We start from the raw sequence: 15,672 nt of genomic DNA on the forward strand, positions 1-15,672 counted from the left end.
AGTTAGCTAAACCAAATATGAAATTTGAGCATACAACCCAAACATACATAAAATGAATAGCTAACTTATTGACTAATGAATAAAACCTGATAAATTTTGAAAATGATCAAGTAACCAAATCACGCCTTGGTAACCTAAATATATACATAATAAAACAATACCAGCAGATATTAAGAATCGTAAAATAGACAAACCTACTCTAAATAGCAGTATGACTAATAGTACGATGAGTATGATTGTTAAAATGCTCAACATGTTGTACCTCCTTATTATGTGTACATTCCATATTATGTATTATAATGTATACAAATAGCAATGACATCAGTCCATAGATATAAAAATCCTACTTCCTTAGTCTGATGCTAAAATGCCATAATTAAATTATACTTAATTTAATATGTTAAGGAGGGCAAATATGAGATTTATTTTCAGTATAGTAAAGAACATCGTTGCAGTGCTAGCAATTATAGCCATTATCTATATAGCACTTAAATACGCCCCTTTCCTTAGAGATCAAGAATGGAATCCACTAAGTGATACTTCGAATAATGTCCAACAAAATTTAAATGACACACAAAATCCAAATGGTTCATCATCGGGAGAGCCTCAAAATGGTAAGCGTTATTCATTAAAAGAAAATGATATTATTAACAATGTACCTTCAAGTCAGATAAAAAATGTTTTTAATATGATAGATAAAAGAGAATTTATGTCTGTTTCCGGTATAGGTAGAATGGGATATAATGACAAATATCTCGCAGGGCAAAGAGACGATGAATTCATTATCTACAAATTTGGATCTGATTCTATAAGAGTTTACAAAACTGAATTTGAAATGCAACAAGACTTAAATAAACTAGGGCAACATATAGAACTAAAACCGGCCGATGCATACAATTAAATCTCATAAACTATGAATTTGAAATGTGATTTTAAATAAGTTAACCTTTGAATATAGATAAATAGAGTAAAGGTTGGTGTGATTTCGAATGGCTGAACAATCAAAAGAAAAACAAGCAAACGAACAAGCAAAAGCGCAAAATCTTTTTGCTCGTTGGAGAAAAGAAGAAACGTTGTACAGCGAAGACGAAAAGAAAGAAAATAAAGATTCTAATGAAGATGAGAGTAAATAATTACAAGTTTGTCTGGCTCTGATAAAAATTTAAAATTAATTTTAACTAACTACTAACGTAACTGTTGGTAGTTTTTTATTATATATATACAGGTTTAACTCACTAAATAACAACGCTCAACTAAATCATTCGTAAAATTTATCTGTAATAATGAGTTAGTGCTTTATTTAAAGAGATGAGTAATATAAAATATAAAAGGATAATAAATTTAGTATTATAGAGGTGTTCTGGGTGCTTAACTTTTTTAAAAATAACAAGCTTGTTGTTGTTTTATGTGCGATTATCGTTTTTATAGCGTTAATAGGTTTATCCATTCGTTCTCAAACTCAATCACCTCCAGAACAATATGTCGGCGACTCGGTTTCTTTGGGGCAAAGAGCAGTAAGTTATCCGATTCATTTTGTAACTGGAGCTATTGGAAATATCTTTAATAAAGATGGATCGAAACAAGATAAAAATAAAATCAAACAACTTGAAGCGGAGAATCAGAAATTAGAGACAGAAAATAAAAAATATAAAAAAGAACTTGATGTGAAGGATTTATCAAAGTATGAACCTATTTCTACAACGGTCATTGCTAGAAACCCAGATCAATGGATGAATACTATTGTGATAGATAAAGGGTCTAAGTCAGGCATTAAGAACAATATGGCTGTGATGACTTCAGAAGGTTTAGTAGGAAGAGTGACGAAGGTAAATCAATTTTCATCGCAAGTGGATTTGATTTCTACTAACACACGTGCAGGTAAACTTTCAGTGAATGTACAACATGGTTCTAAAAATGTTTTTGGTTTAATTGATCATTATGATGCTAAAAATGAAGAGTTAGTCATCAGTGACATCAATAATAAAGATAGTGTGAAAAAAGGAGATAAGGTTGTTACAAGTGGTTTAGCGGATCAATTACCAAGTGATCTTTACATAGGTGAAGTAACTGAAGTAGAGAATGACCAATATGGTCTTGCTAAAGAAGTTAGAGTTAAAACTGGCGCAGATTTAGCCGACTTAAACCATGTATATGTAGCAAAACGTGATGTGAACACGATTCCTGATGATGAAAGTGGGGGTAACTAATGCGTACCCTTTACTATTTTCTTATAGGAATTTTATTATTCTATATTGATACAGCAATTGGATTAGTAATCCCTTTGCATTTTGGTAAAATTGATATCATTTTTGTGCCTCATCTAACGCTGATGTATATTTTAATTATGACAGTGTACAGAGGATTCGGTGTAGCACTTATACTTGCTATATTCTTTGGTATCATTACTGACTTATATTTTGGAAGCATTTATGGCTTATACATGTTTGGCTATATCATTCTTGTCGTACTTATAGATAAATTCTTTAAAGTATTTTATAGAGACTATTCGATGCTATTTGGTATCGTACTCTTAAGTACAATAGTACTTGAAATATATGTTGTTGCGATATACGGTGTCATTGGATTTATTCAATTTAACTTTATTGAATTTATTTTATTCAGACTTGTTACAACACTGTTACTTAATTTCATATTACTATTGATCTTATTTCCAATTATTATTAAATTTACTAAAAAAGTACAAAACACAATTGACAGTAAAGCTAAGCGATGGTAAGATTCAATAGTTGAGTAGTTTCAGGCTACATACAACCGCTCAAATACAGGTTTAAGAACAATGAAGCATAGAGTTAATATTTAACTTGAGCTAACGTCACCTGTATATGGCGTGACTTATATTATAGGAGGTGCAAAGTATGTTTGCTATTATTGAAACAGGTGGAAAACAAATCAAAGTAGAAGAAGGTCAAGAAATCTTCGTTGAAAAATTAGACGTAAATGAAGGCGACTCATTCACTTTTGATAAAGTATTATTTGTAGGTGGCGATTCAGTTAAAGTTGGTGCGCCAACTGTTGAAGGTGCTTCTGTTACTGCTACTGTTAATAAACAAGGACGCGGTAAGAAAATCACTGTCTTCACTTACAAACGTCGTAAAGACTCTAAACGTAAAAAAGGCCATCGTCAACCATATACTAAATTAACAATCGATAAAATTAACGCATAATTTTATGATTACTGTTGATATTACAATTGATGATGAAGGCAAAGTGACAGATGTGATCATGGATGGCCATGCTGATCATGGTGAATATGGTCATGACATTGTCTGTGCTGGAGCCTCAGCTGTTTTATTTGGTAGTGTAAACGCAATTATGGGATTGACATCTGAAAAGCCTGATATCGATTACGACGATGATGGTGGTCATTTTCATATAAGAAGTGTTGATACTAATAACAAAGAAGCGCAATTAATTCTTCAAGCGATGTTAGTTTCTTTACAAACGATTGAAGAAGAATATAATGAGAATATCAGATTAAATTATAAGTGAGGTGTATCCCGATGTTAAAATTAAACTTACAGTTCTTCGCATCTAAAAAAGGGGTAAGTTCTACAAAAAACGGACGTGACTCTGAATCTAAACGTTTAGGTGCTAAACGTGCTGACGGTCAATACGTATCAGGTGGTTCAATTCTTTATCGCCAACGTGGTACTAAAATCTACCCTGGTGAAAATGTAGGTCGTGGTGGCGATGATACATTATTCGCTAAAATCGACGGCGTTGTTAAATTTGAACGCAAAGGTCGCGACAAAAAACAAGTTTCTGTATACGCAGTAGCTGAATAATTTTGTCTAGTTAACACCAGAAGTGAATGCTTCTGGTGTTTTATTTTTGTTTAAAACGACATCATATTTAAATATGATTTTTCTAAAAATAGTGATAATGATATAATTATAAAGATGAAAATTGCAGAGCAAAAGAGGTGAGATATATGTTCGTCGATCAAGTTAAAATATCTCTTAAAGCTGGTGACGGAGGAAACGGAATCACAGCTTATAGAAGAGAAAAATACGTCCCTTTTGGTGGACCTGCAGGTGGCGATGGTGGTAAAGGTGCTTCTGTCGTATTTGAAGTAGATGAAGGTCTAAGAACTCTTTTAGACTTTAGATATCAGCGTCATTTCAAAGCTAAAAAAGGTGAAAATGGACAAAGCAGTAACATGCATGGTAAAAATGCCGAAGATTTAGTGCTAAAAGTACCTCCTGGCACAATCATTAAAAGTGTAGATACTGAAGAAGTATTAGCGGATTTAGTTGAAGATGGTCAAAGAGCCGTTGTAGCTCGCGGAGGACGAGGCGGACGTGGTAATTCAAGATTTGCAACTCCAAGAAATCCTGCCCCAGACTTTAGTGAAAATGGTGAACCGGGCGAAGAGCTAGATGTTACCTTAGAGCTTAAATTACTTGCAGATGTAGGCCTAGTTGGTTTCCCAAGTGTAGGTAAATCAACGTTATTATCTATCGTTTCTAAAGCGAAGCCTAAGATTGGTGCTTACCACTTTACTACTATTAAACCTAATTTAGGTGTTGTTTCCACACCAGATCAAAGAAGTTTTGTTATGGCCGATTTACCAGGTCTTATAGAAGGCGCTTCAGAGGGTGTAGGTTTAGGACATCAATTCTTAAGACACGTGGAACGTACGAAAGTGATTGTTCACATGATTGATATGAGCGGTTCTGAAGGTAGAGATCCTATCGAAGACTATAAAGTAATTAATCAAGAATTAGTGAATTATAAACAACGTCTTGAAGACCGTCCGCAAATTGTTGTCGCGAATAAAATGGATATACCTGAAGCTGAAGAAAACTTAGAACTTTTCAAAGAAGAAATAGAAGATGACGTGACTATCATTCCAGTATCAACGGTTACGCGTGATAACATAGACCAATTATTATATCTCATTGCAGATAAACTAGAGGAAGTTAAAGATATTGACTTCTCAGTTGAAGAAGATGAAAATGTAGGCGTCAATCGTGTACTATACAAACATACACCTTCTCAAGATGCATTTACGATTACTAGAGATGACGATGGTGCATATGTTGTAAGCGGAAATGCTATAGAAAGAATGTTCAAGATGACAGACTTTAATAGCGACCCTGCTGTTCGTCGATTTGCCAGACAAATGCGTTCTATGGGAATTGACGATGCACTTAGAGAAAGAGGATGTAGCAACGGTGATATCGTAAGAATTCTAGGTGGAGAGTTTGAATTCGTCGAATAGGAGTGTAAACTTTGGACAATAAAGATTATAAAAAGTTTTATTTAATTAGAGAAGATGTATTACCTGAATCTGTGGTTAAAACTTTAAAAGTAAAAGATGCTTTGAAAAACGATCCTAAGTTGTCCATTTATGACGCTGTAAAACAATACGATTTGTCGCGTAGTGCCTTTTATAAATATAGAGAGACAATCTTTCCAGTTGATGAAAAGATGCTTGACCATAGAGAGTTTACATTAATTTTGTATGTGAATGATATCGTTGGAATGTTAGCACAAGTGTTAAATACAATATCTCAATTACAATTATCTGTTCTAACAATACATCAAAGTGTTCCAATGGAAGATAAAGCAACGATTACGTTATCACTGAATGCGCAATCTTCTCATTTATCAGTTGATGATGTGGTTAGTTCACTGAGAAAGATAGAACATGTTTCAAAAGTAGAATTAATAAGTATGAGTATGTAAGGAGTGCTAACATGTATGCATATGTAAAAGGGACTTTATCTCAGTTATTTCCAACTCACGTTGTTGTAGAAACAGCTGGAATAGGTTATGAAATACAGACACCGAATTCTTATCGTTTTCAAAAATATTTGGATAAAGAAGTACAAATATACACATCACTAATAGTTAGAGAAGATGCACAATTGCTTTATGGCTTTATAAGTGAAGAAGAAAAAGATATGTTTCTTAGTTTAATTAAGGTTACTGGTATAGGGCCTAAATCAGCCTTAGCAATCTTAGCTGCTAGTACTCCAAATGAAGTTAAACAAGCAATAGAGAATGAAAATGATGCATATCTCACACAATTCCCAGGAATTGGTAAGAAAACCGCCAGACAAATTGTGTTAGATTTAAAAGGTAAGGTAACGATTAATGAAGAAGACAGTGACACACTACTTCAAGTTGATTTAAATTCAACTGAACAAAGTCAAATCGTTAAAGAAGCAATGCTTGCATTAGAAGCACTGGGTTATTCTAAACGTGAACTTTCTAAAGTGGAAAAGGTGCTAAACAAGCAAAGTATTACTTCAGTGGATGAAGCAGTCAAACTTGGCTTACAAACCTTAATATCTTAATATAAATAATAATGATTTAATGGGGGAAACGTATATGGATAAAAGAATGGTCGATCAAGAATTTCATGATGAAGACTCGGCTTTTGAATTGTCATTAAGGCCTACAAAACTTAAACAATATATCGGTCAATCCTCTATTAAAAGTAATCTAGAAGTATTTATAAAAGCTGCTAAATTAAGAGAAGAACCACTCGATCACGTTCTATTATTTGGTCCTCCTGGACTAGGTAAAACGACTCTTTCCAATATTATTGCTAATGAGATGGAAGTGAATATAAGAACGATTTCTGGTCCGTCTTTAGAGAGACCAGGCGATTTAGCAGCTATTTTATCTGGATTACAACCAGGCGATGTATTATTTATTGACGAGATCCATCGTCTTAGTAGTGTTGTAGAAGAAGTACTCTATCCTGCGATGGAAGACTTTTTCCTAGATATCATCATAGGTAAAGGTGATGAAGCAAGAAGTATCAGAATTGATTTACCACCATTTACTCTTGTTGGAGCGACGACGAGAGCTGGTAGTTTAACTGGTCCGCTTAGAGATAGATTTGGTGTTCATTTAAGACTTGAATATTATAATGAAAATGAACTAAAAGAAATTATCACACGTACTGCTGAAGTACTTGATACAGGAATTGATGAAGAAAGTGCCCTAGAATTAGCACGTCGGTCACGAGGTACACCGAGGGTTGCAAATAGATTATTAAAACGTGTGAGAGATTTCCAACAAGTGAATGAAGATGATCAAATCTATATTGAAACAACCAAAAGGGCATTACAATTATTACAAGTTGATCAAGAAGGTTTGGATTACATAGACCACAAAATGATGAATTGTATTATCAACCAATATAATGGTGGCCCTGTAGGCTTGGATACGATTGCTGTATCTATAGGTGAAGAACGTATTACAATTGAAGACGTTTATGAACCGTTTTTAATTCAAAAAGGCTTTTTAGAGAGAACGCCACGTGGTAGAAAAGCTACGGCATTCGCTTATGAGCATTTTAAAAACATAGATGAAAAGAGGAAGTAAGTTGAATATTGAAGAATTTGACTATCATTTGCCAGAATCTTTAATCGCTCAAACACCCTTAAAAAATAGAGACCAGAGTCGCTTGCTTGTACTTCAAAGAGAAACTGGCGAAATGGCTCACCTTCATTTTAAAGATGTTATAGATTATTTGAATCCTGGTGATACGTTAGTTCTAAACGATACACGTGTGATGCCGGCACGTCTCTTCGGTTTAAAAGAAGAGACCGGCGCCAAAGTTGAAATGCTAATGCTCACTCAAATCGAAGGTAACGACTGGGAAGTTTTGCTAAAACCAGCTAAAAGAATTAAAGTTGGGAATCGTTTAAGTTTTGGTGATGGTAAGATTGTTGCTGAATGCGTTAAAGAATTAGAGCAGGGTGGACGTATTATGCGTTTACATTATGAGGGTATATTACAGGAACGTTTAGACGAGCTAGGTGAAATGCCACTCCCACCATATATCAAAGAGCGTTTAGATGATCCTGATCGCTATCAAACAGTTTATGCTAAAGAGAGTGGATCAGCTGCTGCGCCGACTGCAGGACTTCATTTCACGGAAGCGTTACTTGATCAAATTAAAGCTAAAGGGATAAATATAACATTTATTACCTTGCATGTAGGTTTAGGCACATTCCGTCCAGTTAGTGTAGATAATATTGACGATCATGAAATGCATAGTGAATATTATCAAATGACGCGTGAAACTGCAGAATTATTGAATCAGACAAGAGCGAATGGAAAGAGAATCATTTCTGTAGGAACTACTTCTACTCGTACTTTAGAAACGATACGACGTGACCATGAGCAATTTGTTGAGAAAAGTGGATGGACTGATATCTTTATTTACCCGGGATTTGAATATAAAGCAATTGACGGTTTAATTACTAATTTCCATTTACCGAAATCTACATTAGTCATGTTAGTCTCTGCTTTCAGTACGAGAGATAATATTTTAAACGCATATCAAACAGCAGTTGAAATGAAATATAGATTCTTTAGTTTTGGAGATGCAATGTTAATTATTTAATAGAATGTGAGGTTTAACATATGCCTGCAGTAACTTATGAGCATATAAAAACATGTAAACAATCAGGAGCAAGATTAGGTATCGTACATACACCACATGGTTCTTTTGAAACACCAATGTTTATGCCTGTTGGTACGAAAGCTACTGTTAAAACAATGAGTCCTGAGGAATTAAGAGATATTGAAGCAAAAATTATTTTAGGAAACACATATCATTTGTGGTTGCAACCTGGAAATGATATCATCAAGCGTGCTGGGGGACTGCATCAATTCATGAATTGGGACGGTCCGATACTAACTGATTCTGGTGGATTTCAAGTTTTCAGTTTAAGCAATTTACGTAAAATAACTGAAGAAGGTGTAGAATTTAGACACCATACGAATGGGTCAAAACTATTTCTTAGTCCTGAGAAATCAATGCAAATTCAAAATGATCTAGGTTCAGATATCATGATGGCATTTGATGAATGCCCACCAATGCCTTCTGAATATGATTATGTTAAAAATTCAATTGAAAGAACAACACGATGGGCTGAAAGATGTTTAAAGGCACATCAACGTCCTGAAGACCAAGCTTTATTTGGAATTATTCAAGGCGGAGAATATAAAGATTTACGTGAACAAAGTGCGAGAGAACTTGTTGATCTTGACTTTCCTGGATATGCCATTGGTGGTTTATCTGTTGGAGAGCCTAAACCAGTTATGTATGAAATGGTTGAACATACAGAGCAATTTATGCCTAAAGACAAACCAAGATACCTTATGGGCGTTGGTTCACCTGATGCACTTATAGAATGTAGTATCAGAGGTATGGATATGTTTGATTGCGTTTTGCCTACTAGAATCGCTAGAAACGGTACATGTATGACGTCTAATGGACGTGTAGTGATCAAAAATGCGAAATATGCTGATGATTTAGGACCTTTAGATGAACATTGTGATTGTTATACATGTCGCAATTATTCAAGAGCCTATATCAGACATTTAATCAAAGCGGAAGAGACTTTTGGTATCCGTCTTACTACTATTCATAATTTACATTTTCTGCTAAAATTAATGGAAGATATAAGACAAGCCATTCGAGAAGACCGTCTTTTAGATTTCAAAGACGAGTTCTTTGAACAGTATGGATTAAATGTAGAAAACCCTAAAAACTTTTAAAGAGGAGAATTAACAATGGGCCAATTTGCATCATTAATTTTGCCGATTCTATTATTGGCAGTTATGTGGTTCTTTTTAATTAGACCACAACAAAAGCGTGCTAAAGCACATCGTGAAATGATTAGCCGTGTAGAATCAGGTCAAAAGGTTACTACAATCGGTGGTATTAAAGGAACTGTTAAATCTGTAGATGAAACTACAGTTGTGATCACAGTAAATGGTCATGGTACAGAAATGACTTTCGAGAAACCAGCCATTAAACAAGTAGATCCTTCATAAAACAGAAGTCATTTTGACAAAAAAGGAACTCAAGTTGTTGAGTTCCTTTTTTCATTTAATTATGATGTTTTAATGACAAAACTCCATTCTTTTAGCCAACAATTTCACTATTAAGTGTAGTATGTTAATATAGATAGGTCGTTAAAGTGAACGTAATATCATTTTAACTTGCATGATAATTTATTCATCGAGTATTCTAAATACATAAGTAAATAATGAGGTGTTCATGTGAAGAAAAGTAGTAGATTAGTTGCATTCATACTCCTCGTAGTTCTATTGTTTGCTGGAATGGGACTAACGTATAAGAATGTAGTTAAAAATGTTAATTTAGGACTTGATTTGCAAGGTGGTTTCGAAGTACTTTTCCAAGTTGATCCTTTACATAAAGGTGAGAAGATAGATAAGAAAGCACTTCAAGCTACATCTCAAACACTTGAAAGTCGTGTTAACGTCTTAGGTGTTTCAGAGCCTAAAATTCAAATTGAAGACCCTAATCGTATTCGTGTTCAATTAGCGGGTATTAAAGACCAAGCACAAGCACGAAAAATGTTATCAACGCAAGCCAATTTAACAATTAGGGATGCAGAAGACCATGTTCTTATGTCTGGTTCAGATATTAAACAAGGTTCAGCAAAACAAGAATTTAAACAAGAAACAAATCAACCAACTGTTACATTTAAAGTTAAAAGTAAAGATAAATTTAAAAAAGTCACTGAAAAGATTTCAAAAAAACGTGACAATGTAATGGTCGTTTGGATGGATTTCAAAAAAGGTGATAGCTACAAAAAAGAGGCTAAAAAACAGCAAGAAGGTAAAGAACCTAAATATGTCTCAGCAGCAAATGTAGATCAACCTATTAATTCAGACAGTGTTGAAATTTCTGGTGGATTCAATGGTAAAAAAGGTGTAAAAGAAGCTAAGCAAATTTCTGAGCTATTGAATGCTGGTTCATTACCTGTAGATCTTAAAGAAATTTATTCAAATTCTGTAGGTGCACAGTTCGGTCAAGATGCACTCAATAAAACAATATTCGCGTCATTTATTGGTGTCGCAATTATTTATTTATTCATGTTAGGATTCTATAGATTACCTGGTTTAGTAGCGATTATCGCTCTAACTACATATATCTACTTAACATTAGTAGCGTTTAACTTTATTTCAGGTGTACTTACGTTGCCAGGACTCGCTGCGTTAGTTCTAGGTGTAGGTATGGCTGTAGATGCTAATATTATTATGTACGAACGGATAAAAGACGAACTTAGAATAGGACGAACGCTTAAACAAGCTTATTCTAAAGCTAATAAGAGTTCATTCTTAACTATCTTTGACTCCAACCTTACAACTGTTATCGCCGCAGCAGTATTATTCTTCTTCGGTGAAAGCTCAGTTAAAGGTTTCGCAACAATGCTCTTACTAGGTATCTTGATGATATTTGTCACTGCCGTCTTCTTATCTCGTGGTCTTTTAAATTTATTAGTATCATCTAATTTCTTCAAGAAACAATACTGGTTATTCGGTGTTAAGAAGAAAGACCGTCATGATATGAACGATGGTAAAGACGTTCATGATCTTAAGACCTCATTTGAAAAATGGAACTTTGTTAAGTTAGCGAAACCGCTTATCGCATTAAGTATATTAATCGTCGTGGTTGGTTTAGTTATTTTAGCAGTCTTTAAACTTAACTTAGGTATCGATTTCTCATCTGGTACAAGAGCTGATATTAATGCGAAACAACCTTTAACACAAGCTAAAGTTGAAAAAACTGTTAAAGATGTAGGTTTAGAACCAGATCAAATTCAAATTAATGGTAGCAGCAATAAAGGAGCTACAGTACAATTCAAAAAAGATTTATCACGTGCTGAAGATAATAAATTGAGTGATAAAATCAAATCTGAATTTGGCGATACACCTCAAATCAATACCGTATCTCCATTAATTGGTCAGGAATTAGCCAAAAACGCAATTACTGCACTTATATTAGCGTCATTAGGTATCATTATTTATGTATCATTACGCTTCGAATGGCGAATGGGCTTATCTGCTGTACTTGCCTTATTACATGATGTTTTTATTATCGTTGCGGTATTTAGCTTATTCAGAATTGAAGTCGACCTTACATTTATCGCTGCTGTCTTAACGATTGTAGGTTATTCAATCAATGATACGATTGTTACATTTGACCGAGTAAGGGAGAACTTACACAAACTTAAAGTCATTACAAGTCCTGAACAAATTGACGATATGGTCAATCGCTCAATTAGACAAACAATGACAAGATCAATTAATACAGTGTTAACTGTAGTTGTTGTAGTTGTGGCAATCCTCATTTTTGGTGCGCCAACAATCTTTAACTTCTCATTAGCATTATTAATTGGTTTAATCTCAGGTGTATTCTCATCTGTATTCATAGCTGTGCCTTTATGGGGCATCATGAAAAAACGTCAATTGAAAAAATCTCCAAATCATAAGCTAAAAGTATACAAAGAGAAGAAATCTAACGACGAAAAAATATTAGTATAATTCCCAATTTATCTGCCAATAGAGCACATCGCTTTATTGGCAGTTTTTTTATGTAAATTTTCAAACCACAACGGGTTGTACTTTTTATTTTATTTAAATTTCGGTATAATGACTTTTGGAAATGAGGACGATTGTTATGATTAAACCTAAATATAATTGGGATTTAGCTGAACCAACTGAATACATAACAGAAGAACTTGCAAAGGAACTCAAACTTTCTCCGATAGTCAAAAAGGTTTTAGAGAGTAAAAATTTAGTACAAGAAGAAATGATTCAAGATGTACTACAAGATAAAATCATTAATCATGATCCTTGGGCGCTCAGTGATATGCAAAAAGCAGTAGATCGTATTAATTTAGCTATTGATAAAAGTGAGCGTATTTTAGTATATGGTGATTATGATGCTGATGGTGTGACTTCAACCACTATACTTGTTAATACGCTGCGTCAATTAGGCGCGCAAGTAGGATGGTATATTCCTAACCGCTTTAGTGAAGGATATGGTCCAAACGCACTTGCTTTTCAAAATGCATATGAAGAGGGCACGTCACTTATCATCACTGTTGATAATGGTATCCAAGGGCACGAAGAGATAAAAATGGTGCAAGACTTAGGGGTAGATGTGATTGTGACCGACCATCACGAAATAGGTCGCACTTTACCTGAGGCTTATGCGATTGTACATCCCATGCATCCTGAGTTTAGTTATCCTTTTCAATATTTATGTGGTGCTGGAGTGGCATACAAACTTGCACAAGCTTTATTAAGTCATCCACCTCAGCAATTTCTAGCGCTAGCAGCTATAGGTACAATTGCAGACTTAGTATCCCTTACTGATGAGAATCGTTCTATCGTTAAACAAGGTCTAAATATACTTAATAGCAATGCACCTGTGTCTATTCAAGCCATATTAAAGCAAGCTGGATACAACGATAATATCAACGAAGAAACGATTGGTTTTATCATTGGACCGAGATTAAATGCTGTTGGACGTTTAGAAGATGCGTCGCTTGCTGCTGAATTATTAATGTCAGAAGAGATAGAAGAAGCAGAATTTTTAGCTGAACAAGTCGAACATTTTAATCAAGAAAGAAAAGACATCGTTTCTGAGATTACTGAAGAGGCATTAGCATTAGCAGAAGAACAGGTTCAACAAGGACATTTATTCTTATTATTAGCGAAAGAGAATTGGCATGAGGGCGTGTTAGGTATTGTGGCTTCTAAAGTTGTCGAAACATACGCTTTGCCTACGTTGATACTAAACATTGATTTAGAACAAAATCATGCCAAAGGGTCTGCGCGTTCGATAGATCAAGTATCCATGTTCGAGATTTTAAATGCGCACCAAGATTTAATTTCAAAATTTGGTGGTCATCATATGGCTGCTGGAATGACTATGGATATTGAGAATATCGATGAACTTCGCAAAGGATTAAATGACTGGATGGGCCAACTTGCTGAAACGAAATCATTAGAACCAAGAAAGCATGTTGATGTTTTACTTGATGAAAGAGAAATTTCTGTTAAAAATATTCGAGACATTCAAAGACTACGTCCATTTGGTACAGATTTTAATAGCCCAACATTTGAACTCAAAGATTTAAATGTACAGTCTATCAAAGCGATAGGCCAAGATGGGAAACATTTGAAATTATCACTCGGTGAAAATCAAATCGCAGCACTCTATTGGAGTAATGGGCACCTTGCAAATGAATTAGAAATAGGGCAACCTGTTAACTTAATAGGACAATTACAAATCAATGAATGGAATGGCAATCAATCGCCACAGCTTATTATTCAAGATATAGCTATGGAAACACTACAGATTTTAGACTATCGTAGTAAACGTAAGCATTATCAATTCTCAGAAGATGATGTGAACACTGCCTATGTCATTCATCCTAGAAAAGAAAAAACAACAAATCATCATTATCATTATGGTGAGGAAATTTCGACAAATTATGATAAAGTCGTATTTAGAGATTTGCCAAATACGATGGATGAAATTGAGCAAACATTAAATCAATTACAATTATCTCAACTTTATCTTGTATTACAACACGAGCAGTCAATCTATTTTGAAGGTATGCCAAGCAAAGATCTTTTCAAAAATTGTTATAAAGCATTAATTAATAAAAAGGAAACAAACCTCGTTGAAGAGGGTATGATGTTATGTGAATATTTAAAAGTTAAGCCTGAATTACTTAAATTTATGCTTAAAGTATTCAAAGATTTAGAATTTATTTATGATGATCAAGGAATTATTAAAATTAATAGCCAGCCTAGTAAGCAAGCTATTGAATCAAGTCATATATATCAATTGAGACAGTCACGAATGGAAGTTGAAAAACGATTATTGTATGATGACTTTTCAAATATTAAAGAATGGATAAAATCTCAGTTAAGTTAATTTATAGGAGGAAATTTAATGGATTTAAAACAATATGTTTCAGAAGTTGAAGATTGGCCAAAACCGGGTGTGAGCTTTAAAGATATTACAACGATTATGGATAATGGTAAAGCTTATGGATATGCGACTGACCAAATCGTTGAATATGCGAGAGAAAAAGAAGTGGACGTGGTTGTTGGACCGGAAGCTAGAGGATTTATTATTGGATGTCCTGTTGCTTATTCAATGGGCATTGGATTTGCTCCTGTTCGTAAAGAAGGTAAGCTACCTAGAGAAGTTATCCGTTACGAATATAGTTTAGAATATGGCACTAATATTTTAACGATGCATAAGGATGCGATTAAACCAGGCCAACGCGTGTTAATCACTGATGACTTACTCGCTACTGGAGGTACAATTGAAGCGGCAATTAAACTTGTTGAGAAGTTAGGCGGAATTGTCGTTGGTATCGCATTTATTATTGAATTAAAATATCTCCATGGTATTGAAAAAATTAAAGATTACGACGTCATGAGCCTTATTTCTTATGATGAATAGAATAAAGCCATAATATTAGTTATATCTTGTGTTAATATGCAGTTAATACAAGGTATAACTTTTTTATTTTAATAATTGAAATCAACAACGTATCATTGCTACTAAATCAAGGATGATGGATTACTTCTGGTTCAACAACGTTTATTTATTTAAAAAATTGTAGTATCATAGAACTATTATTTAGATAAAAGCGAGCTACCTTATTTAAGTTAGGGGATAATATAGAGTAAATTAAATATAAGTAATTATATATTGATATAACAAGGGTATAAATTTGCTGTAATCAGAATTTTACAAATATAAAAGATTTAAATTTTCGCGAAATAAATTTAATTAAAACAAACAAGGGAGTGGGACAGAAATATAATTTAGCA

Annotated in this window: 18 protein-coding genes and 1 other annotated feature; of the genes, 17 read left to right on the top strand and 1 reads right to left on the bottom strand. The window is 34.0% G+C overall.

Going from position 1 to position 15,672, the window contains the following annotated elements:
* Nucleotides 1-72: 72 nt before the first annotated feature.
* Nucleotides 73-252, bottom strand: a complete 180-nt coding sequence (locus HMPREF2580_RS05435) for a hypothetical protein (protein WP_037541562.1) — start codon at nt 250-252, stop codon at nt 73-75.
* Between the two features lie 163 nt (nt 253-415).
* On the opposite strand from HMPREF2580_RS05435, the gene HMPREF2580_RS05440 reads away from it, so the two are divergent.
* The 17 genes from HMPREF2580_RS05440 to HMPREF2580_RS05515 all read left to right on the top strand — a co-directional run bounded on the left by HMPREF2580_RS05440 (nt 416) and on the right by HMPREF2580_RS05515 (nt 15,298).
* Nucleotides 416-901 (top strand): DUF4930 family protein, encoded by a 486-nt coding sequence (locus tag HMPREF2580_RS05440; protein WP_037541496.1) that lies wholly within the window; start codon nt 416-418, stop codon nt 899-901.
* Between the two features lie 88 nt (nt 902-989).
* The gene (locus HMPREF2580_RS12310) at nt 990-1,133 is read left to right on the top strand and encodes a hypothetical protein (RefSeq protein WP_002443277.1); all 144 of its coding nucleotides are present in this window, start codon (nt 990-992) and stop codon (nt 1,131-1,133) included.
* A gap of 231 nt (nt 1,134-1,364) precedes the next feature.
* Complete coding sequence (gene mreC / locus HMPREF2580_RS05445; protein ID WP_070830964.1) at nt 1,365-2,207, top strand: rod shape-determining protein MreC; 843 nt, start codon at nt 1,365-1,367, stop codon at nt 2,205-2,207.
* A complete protein-coding gene (mreD, locus tag HMPREF2580_RS05450; RefSeq protein WP_070830967.1) occupies nt 2,207-2,737 on the top strand; it encodes a rod shape-determining protein MreD in 531 nt (176 codons plus the stop codon). The genes mreC and mreD overlap by 1 nt, the downstream gene beginning before the upstream one ends.
* Nucleotides 2,738-2,760: 23 nt before the next feature.
* Nucleotides 2,761-2,864, top strand: a sequence feature (ribosomal protein L21 leader region).
* Nucleotides 2,865-2,876: 12 nt separating this feature from the next.
* Nucleotides 2,877-3,185, top strand: a complete 309-nt coding sequence (rplU, locus tag HMPREF2580_RS05455; RefSeq protein ID WP_002443269.1) for a 50S ribosomal protein L21 — start codon at nt 2,877-2,879, stop codon at nt 3,183-3,185.
* 4 nt (nt 3,186-3,189) lie between these two features.
* A complete protein-coding gene (locus HMPREF2580_RS05460) occupies nt 3,190-3,510 on the top strand; it encodes a ribosomal-processing cysteine protease Prp (protein WP_002443268.1) in 321 nt (106 codons plus the stop codon).
* Nucleotides 3,511-3,521: 11 nt separating this feature from the next.
* The gene (gene rpmA, locus HMPREF2580_RS05465; protein ID WP_001830822.1) at nt 3,522-3,806 is read left to right on the top strand and encodes a 50S ribosomal protein L27; all 285 of its coding nucleotides are present in this window, start codon (nt 3,522-3,524) and stop codon (nt 3,804-3,806) included.
* Between the two features lie 146 nt (nt 3,807-3,952).
* On the top strand, nt 3,953-5,245 hold the full coding sequence (gene obgE / locus HMPREF2580_RS05470; RefSeq protein WP_070830970.1) for a GTPase ObgE: 1,293 nt from the start codon (nt 3,953-3,955) through the stop codon (nt 5,243-5,245).
* A gap of 11 nt (nt 5,246-5,256) precedes the next feature.
* On the top strand, nt 5,257-5,712 hold the full coding sequence (locus HMPREF2580_RS05475) for an ACT domain-containing protein (protein ID WP_070830973.1): 456 nt from the start codon (nt 5,257-5,259) through the stop codon (nt 5,710-5,712).
* A gap of 11 nt (nt 5,713-5,723) precedes the next feature.
* Nucleotides 5,724-6,326: a Holliday junction branch migration protein RuvA gene (gene ruvA, locus HMPREF2580_RS05480; protein WP_070830976.1), complete on the top strand. Its 603-nt coding sequence runs from the start codon at nt 5,724-5,726 to the stop codon at nt 6,324-6,326.
* Between the two features lie 34 nt (nt 6,327-6,360).
* On the top strand, nt 6,361-7,365 hold the full coding sequence (gene ruvB, locus HMPREF2580_RS05485) for a Holliday junction branch migration DNA helicase RuvB (RefSeq protein WP_037541493.1): 1,005 nt from the start codon (nt 6,361-6,363) through the stop codon (nt 7,363-7,365).
* A gap of 1 nt (nt 7,366) precedes the next feature.
* Nucleotides 7,367-8,392, top strand: a complete 1,026-nt coding sequence (gene queA / locus HMPREF2580_RS05490; RefSeq protein ID WP_070830979.1) for a tRNA preQ1(34) S-adenosylmethionine ribosyltransferase-isomerase QueA — start codon at nt 7,367-7,369, stop codon at nt 8,390-8,392.
* 20 nt (nt 8,393-8,412) lie between these two features.
* A complete protein-coding gene (gene tgt / locus HMPREF2580_RS05495; RefSeq protein WP_070830982.1) occupies nt 8,413-9,552 on the top strand; it encodes a tRNA guanosine(34) transglycosylase Tgt in 1,140 nt (379 codons plus the stop codon).
* A gap of 15 nt (nt 9,553-9,567) precedes the next feature.
* Complete coding sequence (gene yajC, locus HMPREF2580_RS05500; RefSeq protein WP_002443260.1) at nt 9,568-9,831, top strand: preprotein translocase subunit YajC; 264 nt, start codon at nt 9,568-9,570, stop codon at nt 9,829-9,831.
* A gap of 228 nt (nt 9,832-10,059) precedes the next feature.
* A complete protein-coding gene (gene secDF / locus HMPREF2580_RS05505; RefSeq protein ID WP_070830985.1) occupies nt 10,060-12,351 on the top strand; it encodes a protein translocase subunit SecDF in 2,292 nt (763 codons plus the stop codon).
* Between the two features lie 136 nt (nt 12,352-12,487).
* Complete coding sequence (recJ, locus tag HMPREF2580_RS05510; protein WP_070830988.1) at nt 12,488-14,761, top strand: single-stranded-DNA-specific exonuclease RecJ; 2,274 nt, start codon at nt 12,488-12,490, stop codon at nt 14,759-14,761.
* A gap of 18 nt (nt 14,762-14,779) precedes the next feature.
* A complete protein-coding gene (locus HMPREF2580_RS05515) occupies nt 14,780-15,298 on the top strand; it encodes an adenine phosphoribosyltransferase (protein WP_002443255.1) in 519 nt (172 codons plus the stop codon).
* Nucleotides 15,299-15,672 lie beyond the last annotated feature (374 nt).

Source organism: Staphylococcus sp. HMSC036D05 (assembly GCF_001836225.1).
Classification (GTDB): Bacteria; Bacillota; Bacilli; order Staphylococcales; family Staphylococcaceae; genus Staphylococcus; species Staphylococcus caprae.